15 protein-coding genes are annotated in these 21,262 nt (G+C 66.3%); 8 read left to right on the forward strand and 7 right to left on the reverse strand.

All coding sequences use genetic code 11. The annotated features are described in order from the left end of the window. The first annotated feature begins 114 nt into the window (after positions 1-114). A complete protein-coding gene (locus tag VJ673_RS07030; RefSeq protein WP_324125344.1) occupies positions 115-1,020 on the forward strand; it encodes a flagellar brake protein in 906 nt (301 codons plus the stop codon). 30 nt (positions 1,021-1,050) lie between these two features. Here VJ673_RS07030 and VJ673_RS07035 read toward each other — a convergent pair whose 3' ends face one another. Continuing rightward, positions 1,051-2,226, reverse strand: a complete 1,176-nt coding sequence (locus VJ673_RS07035; protein ID WP_324125345.1) for a porin — start codon at positions 2,224-2,226, stop codon at positions 1,051-1,053. A 356-nt stretch (positions 2,227-2,582) separates the two neighbouring features. Between VJ673_RS07035 and VJ673_RS07040 the strand changes: the two genes are divergently transcribed. After that, complete coding sequence (locus VJ673_RS07040; RefSeq protein WP_324125346.1) at positions 2,583-2,927, forward strand: EF-hand domain-containing protein; 345 nt, start codon at positions 2,583-2,585, stop codon at positions 2,925-2,927. A 31-nt stretch (positions 2,928-2,958) separates the two neighbouring features. On the opposite strand, the gene VJ673_RS07045 is transcribed toward VJ673_RS07040, so the two are convergent. Further along, positions 2,959-3,423: an Lrp/AsnC ligand binding domain-containing protein gene (locus VJ673_RS07045; RefSeq protein ID WP_324125347.1), complete on the reverse strand. Its 465-nt coding sequence runs from the start codon at positions 3,421-3,423 to the stop codon at positions 2,959-2,961. Between the two features lie 132 nt (positions 3,424-3,555). On the opposite strand from VJ673_RS07045, the gene VJ673_RS07050 reads away from it, so the two are divergent. Then, positions 3,556-4,857, forward strand: coding sequence for a D-amino acid dehydrogenase (locus VJ673_RS07050; RefSeq protein ID WP_324125348.1), 1,302 nt, complete (start codon positions 3,556-3,558; stop codon positions 4,855-4,857). Continuing rightward, complete coding sequence (gene alr / locus VJ673_RS07055; protein ID WP_324125349.1) at positions 4,854-5,915, forward strand: alanine racemase; 1,062 nt, start codon at positions 4,854-4,856, stop codon at positions 5,913-5,915. The genes VJ673_RS07050 and alr overlap by 4 nt, the downstream gene beginning before the upstream one ends. Here alr and VJ673_RS07060 read toward each other — a convergent pair. Next, positions 5,884-9,525, reverse strand: coding sequence for an EAL domain-containing protein (locus VJ673_RS07060; protein ID WP_324125350.1), 3,642 nt, complete (start codon positions 9,523-9,525; stop codon positions 5,884-5,886). The genes alr and VJ673_RS07060 overlap by 32 nt on opposite strands. Positions 9,526-9,540: 15 nt before the next feature. Then, on the reverse strand, positions 9,541-10,707 hold the full coding sequence (locus VJ673_RS07065; RefSeq protein ID WP_324125351.1) for an ABC transporter substrate-binding protein: 1,167 nt from the start codon (positions 10,705-10,707) through the stop codon (positions 9,541-9,543). A gap of 246 nt (positions 10,708-10,953) precedes the next feature. Here VJ673_RS07065 and VJ673_RS07070 point away from each other — a divergent pair, with 246 nt between their 5' ends. Then, positions 10,954-11,334, forward strand: a complete 381-nt coding sequence (locus VJ673_RS07070; protein ID WP_324125352.1) for a DUF2249 domain-containing protein — start codon at positions 10,954-10,956, stop codon at positions 11,332-11,334. A 43-nt stretch (positions 11,335-11,377) separates the two neighbouring features. Here the strand turns inward: VJ673_RS07070 and VJ673_RS07075 are convergent, their stop codons facing one another. The 3 genes from VJ673_RS07075 to VJ673_RS07085 are packed head-to-tail and all read right to left on the reverse strand — an operon-like array spanning position 11,378 to position 15,278. Further along, positions 11,378-12,799: a B12-binding domain-containing radical SAM protein gene (locus tag VJ673_RS07075; protein ID WP_324125353.1), complete on the reverse strand. Its 1,422-nt coding sequence runs from the start codon at positions 12,797-12,799 to the stop codon at positions 11,378-11,380. Beyond that, the gene (locus tag VJ673_RS07080; RefSeq protein ID WP_324125354.1) at positions 12,796-14,001 is read right to left on the reverse strand and encodes a DegT/DnrJ/EryC1/StrS family aminotransferase; all 1,206 of its coding nucleotides are present in this window, start codon (positions 13,999-14,001) and stop codon (positions 12,796-12,798) included. Before VJ673_RS07080 ends, VJ673_RS07075 begins: the two co-directional genes overlap by 4 nt. Continuing rightward, positions 13,998-15,278, reverse strand: coding sequence for a glycosyltransferase family 9 protein (locus tag VJ673_RS07085; RefSeq protein ID WP_324125355.1), 1,281 nt, complete (start codon positions 15,276-15,278; stop codon positions 13,998-14,000). Before VJ673_RS07085 ends, VJ673_RS07080 begins: the two co-directional genes overlap by 4 nt. Before the next feature lie 285 nt (positions 15,279-15,563). On the opposite strand from VJ673_RS07085, the gene VJ673_RS07090 reads away from it, so the two are divergent. The 3 genes from VJ673_RS07090 (at position 15,564) to VJ673_RS07100 (ending at position 21,165) form a co-directional block, all read left to right on the forward strand. Then, positions 15,564-16,997 carry a diguanylate cyclase gene (locus VJ673_RS07090; protein ID WP_324125356.1) on the forward strand — a complete coding sequence of 478 codons (1,434 nt, stop codon included), beginning with the start codon at positions 15,564-15,566 and terminating at the stop codon, positions 16,995-16,997. A gap of 221 nt (positions 16,998-17,218) precedes the next feature. Further along, on the forward strand, positions 17,219-19,798 hold the full coding sequence (locus VJ673_RS07095; protein ID WP_324125357.1) for a cytochrome c3 family protein: 2,580 nt from the start codon (positions 17,219-17,221) through the stop codon (positions 19,796-19,798). Positions 19,799-19,866: 68 nt separating this feature from the next. Next, on the forward strand, positions 19,867-21,165 hold the full coding sequence (locus VJ673_RS07100; protein ID WP_324125358.1) for a glycosyltransferase family 87 protein: 1,299 nt from the start codon (positions 19,867-19,869) through the stop codon (positions 21,163-21,165). The last annotated feature ends 97 nt before the right edge of the window (positions 21,166-21,262 follow it).

The raw sequence follows: 21,262 nt of genomic DNA on the forward strand, positions 1-21,262 counted from the left end.
GCCCGGAAAGCGATACTCCAGCAATCGGGCCATCCATCAATATGGCATTGTCCGGAACATGCGCACGCGTTACCATCGCCTCCCGTCGCGACTCCCCTGAAACGCCTGCCGCCGATGTATTTCGCGCCCGTCGACCCGCTGGACCTGTATGTCGAACAACCCGTGCCGTGGGCCGTCTACGACCGCGATGGCAAGATGCTGCTCGACAAAGGCGGGGAGTTCGAATCGGAACAACAGATCCGGGCGCTGCTCGCGCGCGGTCTCTACCGCGAAGCCGAGGCGCCTTCGGGCAAGGTGGCCCCTGCCGCGGCTCTGGCACCCGCTCCCGCGCCGGCGGCGAGCGAGCAGCGCACCGAACGCAGGCTGCTCGACGAAACCCGCCTCGCGGTCGGAGACTCGATCCAGCTGCAGGCGCAGTTCGACGGCGGCAACATGCGCCTCGCGGTCTCGCTGATCGGCTATCTGAAGGGGAAGAGCATCATCGTCACCGCACCGATGCGGGACGGCAAGTTCCTGATGATGCGTGAGGGACAAAGCTTCATCGCGCGGATGTTCTCGGGCAAGAACGCCTACGCCTTCCCGGCGACCATCATCAAGGTCACCAACGTGCCCTATCCCCACCTGCACCTGTCCTACCCGGCGGAAGTGGAGGCGGTGATGGTCCGGCGCGATGCGCGCGTCAAGGTCAGGGTGATCGCAGCGGTGCAGAGCCGCAATATGCCCTCGGCGGCGGCCATCGTATCGGACCTCAGCACCGGTGGCTGTTCGCTGCTGGCCGACAACCAGCTCGGCCAGAAGAGCGACGAAATCGTCCTGAAGTTCAAGGCGCCGATCAACGGCATCGAGCAACTGCTGACGCTGAAGGGCATCGTCCGCGGCATCCAGCTCGACCAGGCGCCGGTGGATGGCCGCTCGCGCTTCGCGCACGGCGTGCAGTTCGTCGATCACGCGCCGGCCGACCAGGTCGCCCTGACTGCCTTCGTCTATCAGAAACTGATCGAGGACGAGCTCAAACTCTGAGCCCGTCCTCGGGATGCTGCCGGGGCAGGATTAGAAGAAGATGATGCCGCCGAGGGAGATCGTGCGGGTCTTCAGGTCGCCCGGGAACACGTCGCTACCCGTACCCTTCTCGCGGTTGAACTCGCCGACCAGCGTGATGTACTTGTTGAGCGAGTGATACACGCCCACGGTCATCGACTTGAACTTGTTGGTGTCCGTCAGCAGGCCGTCAGAGTCGCGGTTCTCGCCGTAGTTGATGCCGACCTTGGTCTTGCCGAACTTGTAGGTGCCCTGGACAAAGTAGCCCTTGCCCTCAGTCTTTTCGAAGGGCGAGAAATACAGCGCGCCCACCGTCGACAGGCCCAGGCCCTTGCCGCGGAAGCCGTAGGCGACCGCCTCGAAGTTACCGATGCCCAGCTTCCCGCCAAGCTCATAGCCGTTGGCATCGAAGCTGCCGGTGCCGCTGGTCGTCTGATGGACCGCGCCCGCCCACACCGAGCCGCTCACGCTGCTACCCTTCCAGTCGTAGTTCAGCATGCCCTGGAAGGCCGGATCCTTGGTCTCGTCACCGGCGAAGCGGTTCGGATCGAAGATGCCGGCCGAGGCCGAGAAGCCGCTCATCGTCGGGGTCGTGTAGGTGATCTGCGGCTGGAAGCCGGTGTACATGTAGCCGTGGCCGATCATGCCGAAGGTGGTGTTGAACGGCGTCGCCGCATAGCTGTTGCCGCCCAGCCCCAGCAGGGTCATGTCGGACAGGATGATCTTCTGGCCGAAGAGGCCGATGTCGCGGCCGAGCTTGACCGTGCCCCAGTCGCTGGAACCGAACTGGAAGTACAGGTTACGCGTGTCGATCTGCGAGAACGGGCTGTCACAGCCGGTGGCGCCGCCGCAGCCCGGGTTGCTCGGCAGGCCGACGACGTCGGACTTGTCGTTGATGCCGGGCGCGAAGCCGACGTGTGCCTTGATGTCCAGGCCTTCGACCTTGGTCGTGAACACGAAGTTGATCCAGCCCGGCAGCAGGCCGTTGGTCAGCGCAGAGTTCGTCGTCTTCTCGCCGCCGGATTCGGCCGTGCGGTGCGAGTAAAAGCCGTTGATCGTCCCGTTGATGTCGATCGTCGAATCCCCTTGGGTGAAGCTCACCGCATGGGCTTGACCCAGGCCGAGCACACACAGCGCGCTGGCGAGTACCGTCCGCTGGAACACCCCAGTTTTCGCACGAGATTTCATCTTGTTTTGCCTCCTTGGCCTTTGGTTTTGGTGCCTAGTTCTGTCTCGATCGCCTGCGTCGCATGCCTCTGAAGGCGGCGATACGTGCGCGGAGCCACGCCTGCCGGCGGGGCTTGGGGCGGTCATTGCAAACTCCGGGCCAATCGGCGCAAAAGCTTTGTTTCACGGCATTTCCGCGCGTTTTGGGCGCTTTTGCCTTCAAGTTTCCCTGCCGCATTGATCCGCTTTGAAACACCTAGACACGCTTGTCGCGATACAGGCTGTTCCACAGTGGAGCATCTGGCGGCGCAGCATGAACAACCCCAGCCGGATCGACGTTTTCGGTTGCCTGCGCGCGCGAATTGACGGAACATTTCATGATGAAGATTCGACGCTCCAGCCTCACCGTTCCCTGTCGCCGCCTCGCGGCCGCAACCCTCTCCGCGCTACTCCTGGGCGTCGTCTGCAACGCCACGGCGCAGACGCTGATCCCTTCGCTCGAACGCCAGGATCACGTCGGCGATCTCGGGCGCGCCGCGCGGGAGAAAGCGGTCGCACGTTTCGACGGTGCGGACGCGGACAAGGACGGGCGGCTGTCGAAAGCCGAAGTGGAGGGGCGCCTGACCTATGTGGCGGAGAATTTCGACCGCCTCGATACCAACCACGACGGCTACCTGAGCTGGCAGGAATTCATCGGCCACGACCGCTGGAAGAAGGAATGACCTCGGGCGGATCTGAGGGTGCGCTGCGCACTCACTCGGCGGGAACGTAGAGCGTCTCCTTGATCTCTTCCATCACCACGTAGCTGCGCGACTCTGCCGCCGACGGCAGCTTCAGCAGGATGTTGCCGAGCAGGCGTCGGTATTCGCCCATCTCGGTGATGCGCGCCTTCACGAGATAATCGAAGTCGCCCGACACGAGGTGGCACTCCATCACCTCCGGCACGAAGAGCAGTTCCTTCTTCACGCGGTCGAAGACCTCGCCCGACTTCGCCGACAGCTTGATCTCGACGAAGACGAGCAGGTTCTTGCCCAGCGCCTGCGGGCTGACACGCGCGTGGTAGCCGGTGATCACGCCGTCGCGTTCGAGACGCTTCACGCGCTCGGTGCACGGTGTCGCCGACAGGCCGATCTTGTTCGCCAGCTCGGTCATCGAAAGGCGGCCGTTTTTCTGCAGCAGATCGAGAATCCGGCGGTCGATCCGGTCGAGTTCGCGCATTTCACTCCTCCTACGGGGATTTGCCCCGCACAATCATTTATTTCACTAATTTTAGATTTTATTTTAGTGAAAATCACTGCTTTTGAGTGCCTAAACTAGCGATATTCAACAGTTCGGATATCGGAGTCAGTCATGCGCGTTCTCGTCCTCGGCAGCGGCGTCGTCGGCACCACCACCGCCTGGTACCTCGCCCGCAAAGGCGCGAAGGTCACCGTCATCGACCGCCAGCCCGGCGCGGCGCTCGAAACCAGCTACGCCAACGCGGGCCAGGTATCGCCCGGCTACTCCACGCCGTGGGCCGCGCCCGGCATTCCGCTGAAGGCGATGAAGTGGCTCTTCCAGCGCCACTCGCCGCTGTCGATCCGCCCCGACGGCAGCCTCTTCCAGCTGCGCTGGATGGCGCAGATGCTGCGCAACTGCACCGCCGACCGCTACGCGGTGAACAAGGAACGCATGATGCGGCTCTCGGAGTACAGCCGCGACTGCCTGCGCGCGCTGCGCGCCGACACCGGCATTAGCTACGAAGAACGCACCCTCGGCACGCTGCAGCTCTTCCGCAGCCAGGCCCAGGTCGACGCCGCCGCGCGCGACATCCAGGTCCTAGAGGAATGCGGCGTGCCCTACGAGCTGCTCGACCGCGACCAACTCGCTCGCGTCGAACCGGCGCTCGCCCGCGTCAGCCACAAGCTGGCGGGCGGCTTGCGCCTGCCGAACGACGAAACCGGCGACTGCCACCTCTTCACGACGCGGCTCGCTGAGAAGGCACGCGAACTGGGCGTCGAGTTCCGCTACGGCCAGGACATCCGCGAAGTGATGGTCGGCGGCGGCGACGTGATCGGCGTGCAGGTCGGCAACGAAGTGCTCGCGGCCGACCGCTACGTCCTTGCCCTCGGCAGCTACTCGCGCCAGATGCTCGCGCCCCTCGGCCTCGACCTGCCGGTCTATCCGCTGAAGGGCTACTCGCTGACCGTGCCGCTGGTCGACGCCGCGGCCGCGCCGGTGTCCACCGTGCTCGACGAAACCTACAAGATCGCGATCACGCGCTTCGCCGACCGCATCCGCGTCGGCGGCATGGCCGAGCTCGGCGGCTTCGACCTCGGGCTCAACCCGCGCCGTCGTGAGACGCTGGAAATGGTCGTCAGCGATCTCTTCCCGGGCGGCGGCGACGTGCCGAAGGCGGAGTTCTGGACCGGTCTGCGCCCGATGACCCCGGACGGCACCCCCGTGGTCGGTGCCACCGCCTACCCCGACCTCTTCGTCAGCACCGGCCACGGTACGCTGGGCTGGACCATGGCCTGCGGCTCGGGCCAGCTGATGGCCGATCTCGTCACGGGACATCAGCCAGCGATTCGTCATCAAGACCTGGGGCTCGCGCGTTATGGCAAAGTAGCAGCTTCCCGCTCACAAGGCCTTAACCTCTCTCCCGCCGCATGAGACCCGCCCGCGCCCTGATCGACCTCGACGCCCTGCGTCACAACTACCTCCTCGCCCGCAGCCGCCACGGCGGCCGGGCCCTTGCCGTCGTCAAGGCGAACGCCTACGGCCACGGCGCGATTCCCTGCGCCCGGGCGCTCGCGCCCGACGCCGACGGCTTCGCGGTCGCCTTCCTCGAGGAGGCGCTCGAACTGCGCGCCGCCGGCATCGACCAGCCGATCCTGCTCCTCGAAGGCGTGTTCTCGGGCGACGAGCTCGACGAGGTCGTGCGACACGACCTGTGGATCGTCGTGCATCACGCCGAGCAGATCCGCATGATCGATCACGCCCGCCCGGCATTGCCGATCGAGGTGTGGCTGAAGATGAACAGCGGGATGAACCGCGCGGGCTTCCTGTCACACGAGATGCTTCCCGCCTGGCAGCGCCTGAAGGACTGCGGCAAGGTCGGCAACATCACGCTGATGACCCACTTCGCGCGCGCCGACGAGCCGGAGGTGATCTCGACCACCGAGCAGATCGTCGCCTTCGACGCCGCGACTCGCGAAATCCCGGGCCCCCGCAGCCTCGCCAACTCCGGCGCGATCCTCGGCTGGCCCGAGGCGCACCGCGATTGGGCACGCCCCGGCATCCTGCTCTACGGTGCCGACCCGATGCCCGGCGCCCCCAACCCGCTACGGCCGGTGATGACGCTGGAAAGCAGCATCATGGCTGTGCGCGAGATCCCACAAGGCGCCCCGCTCGGCTATGGCGGCCGCTTCTGCGCGGACCGTCCGACACGCGTCGGACTCGTCGCGATGGGTTACGCCGACGGCTATCCGCGCACCGTGCCGAACGGCACCCCCGTCGCCGTCGACGGCATCCGCACGCGCCTGATCGGCCGCGTGTCGATGGATATGCTCACCGTCGACCTCACCGACCTGCCGCAAGCGGGCATCGGCAGCCGCGTCGAACTGTGGGGCAACAACATCCCGGTCAACCGCATCGCCGAGGCCGCGGGCACGATCTCCTACGAACTGCTGTGTAACGTCAAGCGGGTTCGTTTCGAGTATCCGGGCTGAGCGCGCGCTTGGCCGCCTCGCGGTAACAGTCGATCAACGCGACGACGACGTTGCGCGAGGCCGTGCGGAACTTGAGGCCAGCGAGCAGCCTCCGCGCGCTGTCGTGATAGCCGAGGTCGTAGTCGGCGACGATCTGCCCCGCGAGGCGGTGGAAGTCGCGGTGCGCGACATCGAGCCGCCCGAGGCAGTCGCTGTTCTCCGCAATCTGCGCCGCGATCCATCGACCGAGTTCGCAGCATGAATGCGCGCCCGGTTCGTCGGCCTCGAGCAGATCGGCCGCCTGCCGCCCACTGACGTGGCGGTTGAGGCGCTTGCGCCAGTCGAGGTGAGCGCGCACGGCCTCCTCCAGATCCAGCCCGCGGAGCGCCCACCCCTTCTCGGCCTGATAGGCCGCGAGCTCGGGCGCGTGCTCGCCGAGCAGGCGGCGCAACCAGTGTTCGACATCGAGTTCGTCCTGACGCAGCGCCGCCAGCAGGCGGTTCTCGACGAGGCGCACCCCCTCGGCCGGCGCGAGCAGGACGTGGCGGTCGATCAGCTGCTTGAACTCGGCAGCCGGGACGGGTTTGCCGACCAGATAACCCTGTAGCTGGTCACAACCGAGTTCGCGCAGGAAGTTCATCTGCGCCTCGGTCTCGACGCCCTCGGCGACGACCTTCAGGCCCAAGCTGTGCGTCATGTTGATGATTGCCTCGACCAGGTGCGCGTCGTTGCGGTCGTCCGGGCAGCCGCTGACGAAGCTGCGGTCGATCTTGACCACGTCCACCGGAAAACGCTTGAGGTAGGACAGCGACGAGAAGCCGGTGCCGAAGTCATCGAGCGCATAGCCGATGCCCTGCGCCTTGATCTCCCGCATCCGCGCCTGCGCCTGGACGCTGCCGTCCATCAACACGGATTCGCAGATTTCGAGCACCAGCCCGCCGCGCACGATGCCGCACTCGCGAATGACTTCGGCGACCAACGGCGGCAGGCTCGCGTCGCGGAATTGCATGCCCGAGACATTGACCGCGAGGCGCAGGTCCGATGCGCCCGCGTCGTACCAGCTCCGCCATTGCCTCGCCGCCGCGCGCAGCGCCCATTCACCGATCGCGACGATCAGTCCGCACTCTTCGGCGACGGGAATGAACTCGGCGGGCGGGATCCGTCCGCGCTCCGGATGCTCCCAGCGGATCAGCGCCTCGGCGCCGGCGAGCTCGCCGCTGTCGGCATCGATGATCGGCTGGTATTCGAGCACGAAGGCTTCGGCGGCGATCGCCTTGCGCAGCTCGGCCTGCATCTCCAGATGCACGGCGACGTCGGCCTGCATCTGCGGCGCATAGAAGTGCAGCCGGTTCTTGCCCGCCTGCTTCGACTTGTACATCGCGATGTCCGCGTTGCGCAGCAGGGTCTGGACGTCCGTGCCGTCATCGGGGAACACCGTGATGCCGACGCTGCACGAGATGTGATGCGAGCCGCCGCCGAGGATGAAGGGCTCGCGCAGCACGTCGAGGATCTTTTCGCCGATCGCGCGCAGGACCTCGGCGTCGAGCAGACCGGTGACGACGATCGTGAATTCGTCGCCCCCTAGCCGCGCCACCGTGTCGTGTTCGCGCACGCAGCCCTTGAGGCGCTGCGCGACCTCGATCAGCAGCTCGTCGCCGACGTTGTGGCCGAGCGTGTCATTGACCCACTTGAAGCCGTCGAGATCGAGGAACAGCAGTCCCATCTTCTGACCGGCGCGCCGCTGCTGGAGCAGCGCGAGCTCCATCCGGTCGTGCAGCAGACTGCGGTTGGCAAGCCCGGTCAGCGCATCGAAGTTGGCCTGCCGCCAGATCACTTCCTCGTGCTCCTTGCGCTCGGAGATGTCGCTGAAGAGCGCCACGAATTCGACGAAGCGGCCGGCGACGTCGCGGACGGCCGAAATCGTCAGCCATTCGGGGTACACCTCGCCCGAGCGGCGCCGGTTCCAGACCTCGCCCTCCCACTGCCCCTCCTCCAGCAGGCTGGCCCACATCGCGCGGTAAAAGGCCTCGTCGTGGCGGCCGGAGCGCAGGACCGAGGGCGTGCGCCCGAGGACTTCCCCCACCGTGTAGCCGGTGATACGGCAAAAGGCCGGATTGACCGACACGATGACGCCGCGCGGGTCGGTGGTCATGATGCCCTGCGACGAGGCCTCGAACACCGCCAGCGCTTCGCGCATCCGCGCTTCCGTCTGGCGGCGCTGCGTCACATCCTGCAGCGTGCCCACGCTGCGCACGAGGCGGCCGCCGGCGTCGAACCTGGCTTCCGCCTGGGCATGCACCCAGCGTGTCTCGCCCCCGACGAGCAGGCGGTGCTCATGGTTGTACTGGCTGCCTTCCAGCCCCGCCCGCCACGCCTGGCCCATCAGCTCACGGTCTTCGGGATGGACCATCCGCAACAGGTCCTCAAAGCGCAGCATCTGGCCCTCGGACACGCCGCAGATGCGGCGGGCCTCCGCCGACAGCTCGAACTGGCCGAAGTCCGGATGGAACACCCAGCTGCCGACGCGGGCGATCGACTGCGCGTGGTTGAGGTCTGCTTCGCGTGCCGCGAGCTCGGCGGTGCGCCGCTCGACTAGCGCCGCGAGCTCGCCTTCGTGCGATTTCAACTCGCCCAGCAGCGTCACGAGGCTGTTCGCGAGATCGCCGATTTCGTCGTTGCCGAAGCGGCCCGCGGTCAACGCATGCCGCGCCTCGCCGTTCTGCGCGATGGCGCGCGCGTCGTCGGCCAGATCCTCGATGCGGTGGGCCTGGGCTCGCGCGACGACCGCACTCGCCGCGGCGACGAGCACGACCGCCAGCATCCCCCACCACAGGTGCTTGCCGAGCAAGGCTTCGAGCGGCTCCTCGAACGCCGCCTCGTCCATCGCCACCCGCACCGAGAGCGCAAGCTGCAGCGGCAGCTCGGTTGCGATCGGTGCCGACATCGCGACCTGCTCGGGCGACGCATTGCGGATCTGGCTCACGATCGGCACCTCGTCCATCAGCAATTCGATGCGGGCCAACCCTGTACCCAGTTCGGCGAAGGGCGAGCTCGGATCGTTGAGCCATTGCGTGAGGTTCGTCTCGAAGACGAGTGCGCCTTCGTGCGTGCCGGTCAAGCGGTAGAGGATGGGCGCTGCGATGCGCAACAGCGCGTCGCCATCGTGCTGCTCGATGCCCATGTAACTCTCGCCGCGCTCGACCGCCGCGACCAGCCAGGTCTCGTCCGCGTAGCTCGTCAGCGCGCGCCGCGAGACCAGCGGCTCGCCGCGGTAGTCGACGAGCACGAGGTTGTACTCCATCTTCACGGGCAACTCGTGGCGCGCGAGGAAGGGGCCCAGGTAGGTATTGCGCCCCTCCGAATCGAGCATCGCGTTCGCGAACAGCGGCTGATCGGCCAGCGTGGTGACTTCGCGGGCGCCGATCAGGATCGTGCGGCCGATATGGTCGGCAAGCTGTACCGCGGTCTGCTGCAACTGCTTCTCCGCCGCGGCGCGCACGATCTCGCGCGCGTTGAGATAGGAGAGCGCCGTCAGCGCCAGCACGACGAGCGTCGTCAGCGCGGCACTGTAGAGCGTATAGCGACCACGCAGGCCAATGCGCCAATGAAAGGACGGATGAGCGTCAGGCATGCGCCGGGCGTCCCGTCACTTCGCGGCGCGCACGATCGCTCCGTCCGGTGCATAGCGGGCGACGAAGACCTGCGACGGATCCAGCGCATCGTGGCGCGCCGGCGTGAACGGCCGGCGGTACCGGCGAATCAGCCCGGCGTACTCGGGAATTTGCTCGAGCGCCGCACGTACCGCGGCGCGATCGGTACTTCCGGCCTGTCGCACAGCCAGTGCCAGCAAATGCGTCAGGTCGTAAGCCTGGGCCACGCCCACCGGCGAATCGATGTCGCGCGCACTCGCAACACCCCAGCGCGCGCGCAACTGATCCACGATGCGCCGCACGCGTTCGCCCTTCGCATCGACGAAGCTGAAGGTCTGCACGACCGAAAAATCGACCTTCTTCAAGGCCTCGCCGGTGCGCTCGAAGAACTCCCCGCCGGTCACGCCCCAATGCGACAGCACCGGCAGGCGATCGGCCGGCAGGTGGCCGGAAATCTCATCCACCAGCGCGACGCCCTCGAGTTCGTTGCCGACGAGGATGAGGACCTCGGCGCCGTCGTTCAGCAAGGCCTCGTACTGCTCGTGCAGATACGGATGGCCCATGTTGTAGGACTGCCGCGACACCAGCGCCAGACGCTTCGAGCCGGCCAGCTGCTCCTCGATCGCTGCGAGGTTGCTGCGCCCCCAGCCGTTGTTCGGGATCAGCAGGCCGAGCCGGCGATAGCCTCGCGCCTCGGCGCGCTGGATCAGGGCAGCCATCGCCCAGCTATCCCTCAGAGACAGACGGAATACGAAATTCGGCTGATGGCGATTGTCGGTGATGTCGTCCGCGGCCGCCCACGGTACAAGATAAGGCATGCCCAGTTCGTGGATCAGCGGGATCAGCTGCTGCACGACGGGACTGTGCTTGCCCGACATTACCGCGACAACGTCCGGGTTCCCGGACAACTCGGTCAGGTTGTCGCGGGCACGCGCCGGCATCGAGTTATTGTTGCGGGCCACGATCTCCAGCGGACGTCCCGGGAGCACGCCGCCCGCGGCGTTGATTTCCGCCGAGGCCAGCTCGGCGCCGCGCTGGATCGCCTGCGCCGACGTCGCGGCCGGCACGCCGAATTCCGCATCGATCGCAAGGATCACGGGGCGCCTGTCGTCGGCCGCGGGAAGCCAGTGCGACGCCGCCAGCATGACGCCGCCCGCGATCATCCGGCATCCGAATTGTCTTCGCCCGCGTGAAACCATTCCCGCCCCGTTCCGCGCTCTTCCGCGCGCGTGCAAACGGTAACACAATGTAATGCGATCCGCACAACGTCATAGACCGGGCCACGGCGCACGGCGGGCCATCGACTTCCGAAAATTGTCCTGGCTCAAGGAATTGGCCCCCGCGCGCCCCTAGGATTCAACCGTCGCGACCCCCACCCCAATCATCCGAAAGACCCGACAGGAAATACCATGAGCTGCGATTCCCCCGTTCCCGGCCACACCGTCCATCCCTTCGACGCTCGCGGCGTCGCCAAGCGCTTCCGCCACGCGGCGATCTTCGGCGCGCTCGAGTCGCTCGAAGATGGCGAAACGATGCGTTTCGTCAATGATCACGACCCGCTGCCGCTGCTCGGCCAGATCCGTCAACGCTACGGCGCTCAGATCGGAATCAACTACGTCTCGCGGAGCGTCGAAGGCGTCGTCATCGACTTCACGGTCCAGCTGCAAGCGACCGAAGCAGCCGCAGCGACCGAAGCAGCCGCAGCGGCCGAAGCAGCCGCAGCGCCCGCACAGACCGGCGGTGGATGCGGCGGCGGTGGCGGCGGCTGCGGCTGCTCGGGCGGCGCGTAAGCTTAGCCGGCATCTTTCAGGGGCCGCCCCGGCGGCCCATCCCTTAGCCCCGCAGCAGATAGCCGACCGTCGCCGGAAGACGCGCGAGCGTCACCGGCGACAGGTAGTGGCGCCAGTACCTCGCGACGTGCCGGGCGACGAAGCCCGGGCGGAGATAGAACTCGCGGTAGAACCGGCGCTGCAGCGCGGCGAGTTCGCGGTCGGGAATCTCGCTGCAGTTGGTCGCCGAATCCAGGTAGTGGTATTCGTCGCTACGCGCACGCGCGCTCTCCGGCAGTTCGCCCCATAGCGGAACGTCCGGGTAGGCCTGGTAGCGCTGTACCTGCACGTAATCCGGCCGGATGCGACGCGCGAGCGCGAGGCTCGCGCGGGCATCCGCGACCGTCTCGCCCGGCATCCCGATCATCAGTAGCGCCACCGATCCAATGCCGGCTTCGTTGAGCCGGGCAAAGCCTTCTTCGGTCGCCCGCAACCACCCGTCCCCGTCGCCGGTCTTGCCCAGCCGCTCGACGAGCCGCGCCGACCCGCTATCCACGCCGACCTTGAGCAGCATCGCACTCGCCGCGGCGGCCGCCGCCACGCGCTCGGCATCGAGCTCGTCGGGCCGTGCGTTCGCCATCCACGGCACGCGAACGCCGCGGCGCACGAGTTCTTCCGCCAGTTGCAGGAAGCGCGCGCGATGCACGAGCAGCGAGTCGTCCTCGAAAGAAATCGCCTGCACGCCTTCGTCCTGCATCGCCAGCACTTCGTCGACCACTGCGCCGACGGTCCGCGCGCGCAGGTCTCGTCCGACGCTCTTGCGCACGATTGCCGTGCAATGGCGGCACGGGCGGGGACAGCCCCAGGCCGTCAACACGTAGCCCCAGCGCGATGCCGCGCCGCGACGCTGCACCGGAAAGGGGAAGGCGTAATCGCGCATCTCGTCCACTGCGACCCGCGGTAGCGGCAGCGCATCCGGTTCCTGCACGAGTACGACATCGCCGGGCGCCATCCGCTGCCGCCATCCGCTCCTCACCTGCCCCAAGTCCTCGCCCGCGAGCAAGCGGACGAGCAGGCGCGGCGTCTCCTCTTCGGCCTCCCCCGGAATCGCCAGGTCGTAGGCCTCCTCCCAGCCGGCAAAGCCGGCGCGCGCGAAATGCTGCACCTGCTGCCCGATCGCGATCGTCACGATGCCGGCCCCCCGCAGCCGGCTCGCCACGCGCACCGCCTCGCCGATGCACCAGGTCACGCCGCGAATCACCGCATAGCGCGGCCGCAGCGCGAGCACGCGCGCGACGAAGTCGTCGACCGCAAACCGCCCCAGCCAGCCGTCGAGCAGCGGCACCGGGGTGTGCAGCGCAGCCTCCAGCCCGGCCTGGATGTATTTGAGGTCGAGCGCCGGATGCAGATGCCGCGGATGGCCGGTGTGTCGCCCCGCCTCGCGGTCGACACGCAGCAGTACGACGGGGCTCGAGGACCCGCTCATTTGACCTCCTGCGCCAGCCGGCCCAGCGTCGCGACGACGCGCCGGAACCGCCGCTCGGAGAGCCCCGGATACAAAGGCAACAACACGGCCTGCCGGAATGCGCATGCCGCGCCCGGACAATCGCCAAAACCGAGCATCGCCGCCGTGTCGTCCATCACTTCGCTTCCGACCCCAAGATCGAGCCCACCGCGCAAAGCCGCCTGCCGCAACGCGCCGATATCGCCGTCGAAGCGCGCCACGAAGTTGTAGAAGGCGGCGCTGCCGTGATGATTGCGTTGCTGCCGCTCGAAACGGCCCGGCAACTGCGCCGCCAGGGCCTCCCAGCGCGTGTTCAGCACCTGCTGCCGGGCCGCGAGGCGCGCGAGCTTGCGCAAGCCCAGACGCGCCTGAAAAGCGCTGAACGCGGCAGGATTGCCACGCACCTTGTCGTGCGCGCCGCGGTAGAGCTTCTCGAACGCCCCCGCGGCCCGCTCCGAGAACATCAAGGGTGCGAGCAAGGCATAAGCCGGGCTGCGAATGACTGCCTCCTCCACCCACTTCAACAGCATCTTGCGCACGGGCGGCCACTCGCGCCTCGGTCGGTCTGCCACTCGCGCGCGGATGTGGGCGGCGAGCACGTCATCGGACGTCGTCAGCACGCCGCCGCCAAAAGTCGCCACCGCCTTCGTCGCCTCCAGACTGAACAGCGCGGCACGACCGAAGCTCCCCACCGCTCGCCCCTCGCATTGCGCGCCCAGCGCATGGGCGCAGTCCTCGATCACCGCCAGCCCGCGCCTCTCGGCGACCGCGCAGATCGCGCCGATGTCGCACGGCGCACCGAGCAGATGCACGACGAAGACGCCCCGGGTGCGCGCGCCGATTCGCGCGGCAACACTGTCGGCCGTCACATTGAAAGTGGCCGGATCGATGTCCGCCGGCACCGGCACGATACCGCGCGCCCGGATCAGCGGCACCAGTTCGCCGAGCGTGTAGGCAGGGATGACGAGCTCGTCACCGGGCACGAAGCCCAACCCGTCGAGAATCAAGCCGAGCGCATCGCGTCCGCTCGCCGTTGCGATCGCCTGCGGCACGCCGACCGCCGCTGCGAACGCCCCCTCGAACGCCCGCACCTGCTCCGCTGCAAGCGACGGCGACACCGTGAGCGCGCGCAAGGCATCACCAAGGTCGGCCCACTCGAACGCGATTCGACGGCGGGGAATCATGCCGCGACCGTCTCCGCGCATTCCCGCGCCCCATCGCCGTGCAGAGCCGAGTCGCCGAGCACGCGGCACAGCGCCGCGAACACCTCATCCACTGCAATGCGCCGCATGCACAGGTTGTTCGTGCAGCGTGTGCGACGCTGATTGTTCACGTTGACGCACGGCGAGCATGGGAGCCCCGCGCTCAGCACCGTCGCGTCGCCCAAAGGTCGAAACAGCGTCGGCGTTTCCGGACCGAACAGCACGACGACGGGCAAGTCCGTGACGGCGGCGAAGTGCGCGGGACCGGAGTCGTTGCTCACCATCGCCGCGGCCAGCCCAAAGAGCGCGGGAAGCTCGCCGAGCGTGAACTGCCCCGCAACGTCCACGCAGCGCGCATCCGAAACCTGCGCGGCGATCGCCGTCGTCGTCGCCCTATCCTCGCCGGCACCGATCAGCAGCACCTGCACATCCCCGAAACGCGCCAGCACCGCCCGGATCAAAGCGACGAAACGCGCCTCCGGCCAGCGCCGCTGCGGCAGCATCGCGCTTGCGTTGGCGTTCACCAGCACCAAGCGCGCTCCGCCCTCCACCGTTCTCGGCGCAAGCCGGCGCAGCTTGCGCTGCGCCGCCCGACGCTCTCCCTCTTCGACGACCCGCCGGCGCACCCGCGGCAGCAGCCGTTCGACCGGCATCTCGGGCACGGCGAGCGGCGACGGTCCGTCGCGCAACAGCGCATCGACGAGCATCATGTAGTTCTGCGCCATGTGCAGGCGTGGGTCGAAGGCAACCGGACGCGAAAAGAGATCGCCGCGATACAGGCCGATCCCTGCGAAACGCTGGAATCCGGCCCGCCGCTGCACCCCGGTCAGAAAGCACAGCGCCGCGCTGAGGCGTGAAAAGAGTTCGAGGTCGACGATCGCATCGATGCGCACCGTGCGCGCCCACCGCAAGAAGCGCCATACGTCGACGAGCAGCACCAGCACGCCGTCCGTGCGCACACCGAACACCCGCTCGTCCGGGATGCAGCCGGCAATCTCAAGACTGGCGCGATTGCGGGCGAAAGTCAGGCAATGCAATCGCGCATCGCTGCGGGCCGCCACGGACCGCATTGCCGGATCCGCCAGCACCATGCTGCCGGACTCGGCCAATTGGACGAACAGGATTCGCCGCACTTCGCCGCCGTCGCCCGCCCCATGCCCTGCGAACGCCCGTCCAAGCCGCCGCAGCCCGGTCAGGAAGGCGCACAGAGGAACACCGACGAGCCGATCGACATGCCGCATGGCTGCATGGCCGATCATCGCGCGTGAATTCCTCGCCGAAGAGAATACGGGCAAACTGGCAGGCGACGTTGCATGTCGGATGGATTTACAGGAATGGCACGGGCATCTTCGCATCTGCGTTGTGCAGGGCGCACAGCGGCGAAAGCTTCGGCACGACGCGATGGCGCGAATATACCGCGTCTGGCCGCTGCGGCGTGACCCGTCGCACGCTAAATACTGATTTCTCCCGCTAGAATTGCGGGTAATGTTGTCTCCCCAAAATCGGGGGCGGCAATCCAGCCTATCATGTACGGAGAAACGGGAATGAGCGGAATTGCAGATTCGTCGGCCGGCGAAGCCGAGGATCCCCGCGCATCCCTGCTGCACGCGCTTGTCGATCAATCCCCAGCGCTGATCGCCGTCCGCGGATGCGACGGCGAGTATTTGTACGCCAACAGCGCCTTTGCGGGTGCGCTCGGCGTGCCGCCCGAGTCCCTGCTCGGACGCCGCGAAGACGAGCTCTCCCGCGGACCGCTTTCGCCGCACCTACTCCGGGTCGGCGGCGCCGGGGACGACACCGATGTCACCCATTCCGAAGAAGAAGCGGAATTCGGCCTGCGCAGGCGGCGCTTCGTCGTCACGCGATTTCCGATTCGCGACGCAGCGGGGGATGCGGTTGGGCGCGGCATGATCGCGACCGAATTGGCGTCCTGCCTCCCGCAGACGCCCAACGCGCCCCCGCACGCCACAGCCGACGAACAGACCGAAATGGCCGCCGCGGAAGCGCGCCATGCCGAACTGCTGCGCGCGCTCGAACAGATGGAGCGCCTCGCCTACACCGATCGCCTCACCGGCGCGTGGAACCGGCGCCACCTCGAAGATGCGGCGCTGCTCGAAATGTCGCGCGCCGAACGGCACGGACATCCGGTGTCGCTGATGATCCTCGACGTCGATCATTTCAAGGACATCAACGATCATTTCGGCCACGCCATCGGCGACTACGTCCTGGTCGAACTCGTGCGCAGCATTCGCACCGACATCCGCCGCGCGGACACCATCACGCGATGGGGCGGCGAGGAATTCGTCGTCCTCGCACCGGACGCCTCGCTGCACGAAGCCGAACAACTCGCCGAGAAGCTTCGCGACCGCGTCGCCGACTCCCGACTGTCGAGCGCCGGCCACGTCACCGTCAGCATCGGCGTCGCCGAATACCAATGCGGCGAAAGCTTCGAGGACTGGTTCGCGCGCGCCGACCACGCGATGTACCGCGCGAAGTCCGACGGCCGCAACCGTGTCGAGTGCGACCCGCTCACGGCCTTCTCGCCCGACGGTACTCGCAAGAGCAAGTCGCCGATACAACTCGTGTGGCGCAACAGCTACTGCAGCGGCGACGCGAACATCGATCGCCAGCACCGCCAGCTCTTCGACCACGCCAACCACCTGCTGCAAGGGATCATCGCGCAAGCGCCGCGCGAACATATACTCGATATCGCACGCGTGCTGATGGTCGACATCTCCACGCATTTTGCCGAGGAGGAGCGCCTCCATGCCAGGATCGGTTTTCCCGAGCGCGTCGCCCACGCCGCGGAGCACGCTCACCTGCTCGACAAGGCGAACCGCCTCTTCCGCGAGGCCGGTGATGATCTTCCGGTCGCCGAAGTCTTTCACTTCCTCGCCTACGAAGTCGTGGCGCAGCACCTGGTCGGCGCGGATCGTCACTACTTCCCCTACCTCGAAGCAACCCGTCCTACCTCCTGACCCGACCTCGCCTCACTCGTCGTGCGATCGCCTTGCATTCCCATGACGGCGTCCGGGATAATTGACGCGATGGCGGCACAAACCCGATATTCGATCTGGAGACGCCCAATCGGACCTGGAAACAGAGTATGCAGTACGGATTACCCGTATTACCTCTCGACGCACGACCGAAGTCCCCACATAATCCGACGTCATGTACCCCCCCCCCGGAAGACCCTGACATGAGCGGCTTCGCCCTCAGCGCGTCATTGAAACGCCCCCTCCTAAGGTTCGCAGGCGCCGTCGCCGTCCTTCTTTGCGCCTGGGCGACCACCCCGTTCGCCACCGCTCAGCAGGCAAACATCGCCCTAACCAAGCATAACCTGTCAAAGTCAGGCCCCGGCACTGTCAAGGCCACCACCGAAACACAGATCTGCGTCTTCTGCCACACGCCGCATGCCGCGAATAGCGCTGCGCCGGCGCCGTTGTGGAACCGCACGCTATCCAGCGCGACTTACACGCCATACACCTCCAACTCACTCGACGCCCAGACGATCTTTGGCGCGCTCTCGCAACCGGGCGGGAGCTCCAAGCTGTGCCTGTCGTGCCATGATGGCACCATGGCCCTGGGCACCGTGGGCGTGCTGGGCGGCAAGGCAAACCAGACGATCGCGATGTCAGGGACAGGCACGGGCGGTGTAATGCCGGCCGGTCCACAAGGCGCGACCACGGGCTTTACCCGCAACCTTGGCGTCGACCTGCGCAACGACCACCCGATCTCCTTCACCTTCAACGACGCGCTCGCGACCGCGGATGGCGAATTGCGGCACATGGACTCCCAACAGCGCTATCCGTCCGGCACCGGCACCGTGATCGGCATTCGCAAGAGTGGTTACAAGCCCCTGCTGCCCCTGCAACCCACCGGTACTGCCGGCGCCGGTCAGGTTCAATGCACAACCTGCCATGATCCGCATCTCAACGCGTCGAAATTCCTGCGTCTGAACCGCCTCCAGGCCGTCACCCCGGCCGGCGGGGAATTCATTCCCGCCAACGACCAGATCTGCCTCGGCTGCCACAACAAACTCGGTACCGCTTGGTCCGACTCCTCGCACGCCTCAGAGACGATCGCCGACGAACCCTACACAACCAACGCCGCGACGCTGCGTGAGTTCCCGACTGGCACTAAGGTGTGGCAGGCGGGCTGCCTGAATTGCCACGATACGCACGCCGTACAGGGCACGCGACGCCTGTTGCGTGAGGGAGTCGGCGGCACCTCCGGAGGTACAAACGACAGCAGCTACAAGACCGGCTTCGCGTCCACCTCCGCGCCCAACTCAGTTTCGGCGATCGAGGAAACCTGCTACCAGTGCCACACCTCGTCGGCCACGAAGGTGATCAGCGCGGCCGCCGGTAGCACGGTGCCCGACATCAAGACGGAATTCGGCCTGACACGCCACATGCCGATTACGACGGCCGAACAGCTATCCGGCGTCGAAACGCACGACATCAAGAACGGCGACTTCGTCGAAGACCGCACGACGCTCGGTTCGGTGAATATGAACAACCGTCACGTCGAATGCCCCGACTGTCACGTTCCACACCGCGTCACGCGTAACAACCTGTTCAACAGGCTCGGCGACAGCGCCAAGCGCACTCACGTGCCCGGCGGCGCCGATGGAACACCATCGTCGACCGGCAACGGCAACATTGCCTCCGGCGCGCTACGCGGGGCTTTCGGCGTCGAACCGGTTTATGCAGGCCACGGTTTCTTCGACCTTCCCAACAGCTACACCGAAAAGAAAGGCGATGGCGGCACCGGCGCCAGCACCGCCGTGGGCAGCACGTGGGTGACGCGCGAATACCAGATCTGCCTCAAATGCCATTCAGACTACGCGTATCCGGATGACAACGTCTTTCCGAGCAGCACGAAGCGACCGCAGCTGGGGGGCGTCAACCTTACGCCGTCGAACCCGGACGGCGTGCGCACCAACTACACAAGCTACACGAACCAGGCACGGGAATTCCAACCTAATAATTCGGTAGGCGCCACGGGCGCCGGTAGCAGCTACCAAGGCGCCAATCACCGCTCGTGGCATCCGGTCATGGCAGTCACCGGCCGTACGACGTCACAGCGCAACGGCATGAGCTCCAACGCATGGTTGTCGCCATGGAATGCCAATGTTGGCGCGCAGACGATGTATTGCACCGACTGCCACGGCTCCAACGCCAGCGGAAGTACTGCACCGCTGATCACGCCGGACTCCGGCGTGTGGGGCCCTCACGGTTCGCAAAACAACTTCCTGCTGAAACGCCCCTACGACCAGAACACCGGCAATGGAAACACCGGCCTCTGCTTCCGTTGCCACGACTATAGCCGCTATGGCGCTCCATCCAGCGACAGCACCGGCCAAACCGGCTTCAGGACGTCGATCGACAAGGACGGGCACGCCATCCACTACAACAGGATCGGAAAGATGCGCTGCAACTGGTGCCACATCGCGGTACCCCACGGCTGGAAGAACAAGTCCTTCCTCGTCAACCTCAACGACATCGGCGCCGAGGCCGGTTACGCCCTCACCGATAGCAAGGAAGTGGCCATCAACGGCAGCAGCGATACCTACAGCAACGGACCGTACTACCGCAACGCCAAGGCCAAGATCCTCACTTTCAGGGAGAATTCCGCGTGGTCTGATTCCGACTGCGGAACCTCGCAGAAATCCGGTGCAAACCTGATCGCGAACAGCCAGGGCGGCACCACCAATAAAACAAGTCCATCCAACGGCAAGGACTGGATGACCAGTACCTGCTCCAGCCCGCCCTGATTTGTTCATGACTGCAAACGCCCGGTGCAGCCCCGATAATCGGCTGGCTGCGCCGGACTGATCCTGCAATGCGCTTCCCGCTCCTCGATGGTACCCATTGCGACCATTGCGACCATACGGCGATCATTCCCCCGTCTGAGGTCACGCCAGCGCGCATGGAGAAATCGCACCTTGCCGTGACGGCGTTGTGGATGGTCGCGGCCGCCTATGCCGTATTTATCGGCTGGACACTCGTCAGCGGCTATCGCGCCGCGACACGCGGCGAAATGCCGCTCTACACCGATTACACGCCCACCTACGCCGCGTCGATACTGGTGAGCGAAATTCCCGCGGAAAACCTCTATCGCCCCAAGTACATGGCCGAAGCCGGACGCCGCGCCGCCGTCGCCGCCTATCCAGGCATCACCCCTGAACAAGCGCGCGGCGTCGGTTTCGCCCCATGGATGTATCCACCGACCTTCATCTTGCTGGTCGCCCCGCTCGCGGCCATGCCTTACTTGCTGTCGTGGTTCGCATGGATCGGACTCACCGCCGTGCCCTACCTCGCCGCGATGCGCCGGATCCTGCCCTCGGCCCTTGCCTGGCCGTTCGCCCTGGCCGCCCCACCCGTATTCTTCAACGTCATGTACGGCCAGACCGGCTTTCTCACCGGAGGGTTAATCGGTCTGGGCCTGACGTTACTCGCGGCTCATCCCCTCGTCGCAGGCATCCTCATCGGCCTCGCGAGCGTCAAGCCGCACTTTGGCATCCTCGTCCCGATTGCCCTGGCGGCAGGGGGCCACTGGCGAACGTTTGCCGCGGCATCGATTACGGTCCTCTCCACCGTCGCCGCAAGCGCCATCGCCTTCGGTGACGACCCCTGGTTCGCGTTCATCGGCACCTCCCTGTTCCACCTGGAAGGTTTTGGCGCCGGCGCCTACAACTTCATCCCTATGACAACCGTGCTGGCGACCCTGAGGATGGCCGGCCTGCCGCTCCACGCGGCCTGGGACGCCCAGTACGCCTCGGCAACGCTGATGGTGGCAATTGTGGCCTGGGTGTGGTGGCGCGGACGTCGCCGCGCGGACACGCTCGGCCTACAATCGGCAATCCTATGCACTGCGACGCCGCTCGCGATCCCGATGACCTATCTCTACGACCTCGTTCTGCTGGTCCCGGCAGCCGGCTGGATCTGGGCCGACATGATGCAGCGCGGCGCTGGCCGCGACGAGAAGCTGATCCTCCTCATCGCCATGGCGGCGCTACTCGCCGTCAAGTATGTAGCCGCCACCTTCGGGCTGCAGACAGGAGCGCTGTTCACTGCAGCGCTGCTCTTCCTGGCCCTCAGGAGGTTCCGCGCCACGATCGACGCGAGACACCCAGAGTGAGTGGAATTGCATGCCCGGCTGATACGGTGGAACATCTCGTCGGCAGGCAAGCGACGTCCACCGAACTTGCCGACCTCGGCGGACGACGGGGGATCGT

The sequence above is a fragment of the Aromatoleum sp. genome (genome assembly GCF_035254505.1).
Lineage (GTDB): Bacteria > Pseudomonadota > Gammaproteobacteria > Burkholderiales > Rhodocyclaceae > Aromatoleum.

Coding starts and splice junctions, on each gene's coding strand:
- VJ673_RS07030 (WP_324125344.1), top strand. CDS start 115: ATGTATTTCGCGCCCGTCGACCCGCTGGACCTGTATGTCGAACAACCC.
- VJ673_RS07035 (WP_324125345.1), bottom strand. CDS start 2,226: ATGAAATCTCGTGCGAAAACTGGGGTGTTCCAGCGGACGGTACTCGCC.
- VJ673_RS07040 (WP_324125346.1), top strand. CDS start 2,583: ATGATGAAGATTCGACGCTCCAGCCTCACCGTTCCCTGTCGCCGCCTC.
- VJ673_RS07045 (WP_324125347.1), bottom strand. CDS start 3,423: ATGCGCGAACTCGACCGGATCGACCGCCGGATTCTCGATCTGCTGCAG.
- VJ673_RS07050 (WP_324125348.1), top strand. CDS start 3,556: ATGCGCGTTCTCGTCCTCGGCAGCGGCGTCGTCGGCACCACCACCGCC.
- alr (WP_324125349.1), top strand. CDS start 4,854: ATGAGACCCGCCCGCGCCCTGATCGACCTCGACGCCCTGCGTCACAAC.
- VJ673_RS07060 (WP_324125350.1), bottom strand. CDS start 9,525: ATGCCTGACGCTCATCCGTCCTTTCATTGGCGCATTGGCCTGCGTGGT.
- VJ673_RS07065 (WP_324125351.1), bottom strand. CDS start 10,707: ATGATCGCGGGCGGCGTCATGCTGGCGGCGTCGCACTGGCTTCCCGCG.
- VJ673_RS07070 (WP_324125352.1), top strand. CDS start 10,954: ATGAGCTGCGATTCCCCCGTTCCCGGCCACACCGTCCATCCCTTCGAC.
- VJ673_RS07075 (WP_324125353.1), bottom strand. CDS start 12,799: ATGAGCGGGTCCTCGAGCCCCGTCGTACTGCTGCGTGTCGACCGCGAG.
- VJ673_RS07080 (WP_324125354.1), bottom strand. CDS start 14,001: ATGATTCCCCGCCGTCGAATCGCGTTCGAGTGGGCCGACCTTGGTGAT.
- VJ673_RS07085 (WP_324125355.1), bottom strand. CDS start 15,278: ATGATCGGCCATGCAGCCATGCGGCATGTCGATCGGCTCGTCGGTGTT.
- VJ673_RS07090 (WP_324125356.1), top strand. CDS start 15,564: ATGAGCGGAATTGCAGATTCGTCGGCCGGCGAAGCCGAGGATCCCCGC.
- VJ673_RS07095 (WP_324125357.1), top strand. CDS start 17,219: ATGAGCGGCTTCGCCCTCAGCGCGTCATTGAAACGCCCCCTCCTAAGG.
- VJ673_RS07100 (WP_324125358.1), top strand. CDS start 19,867: ATGCGCTTCCCGCTCCTCGATGGTACCCATTGCGACCATTGCGACCAT.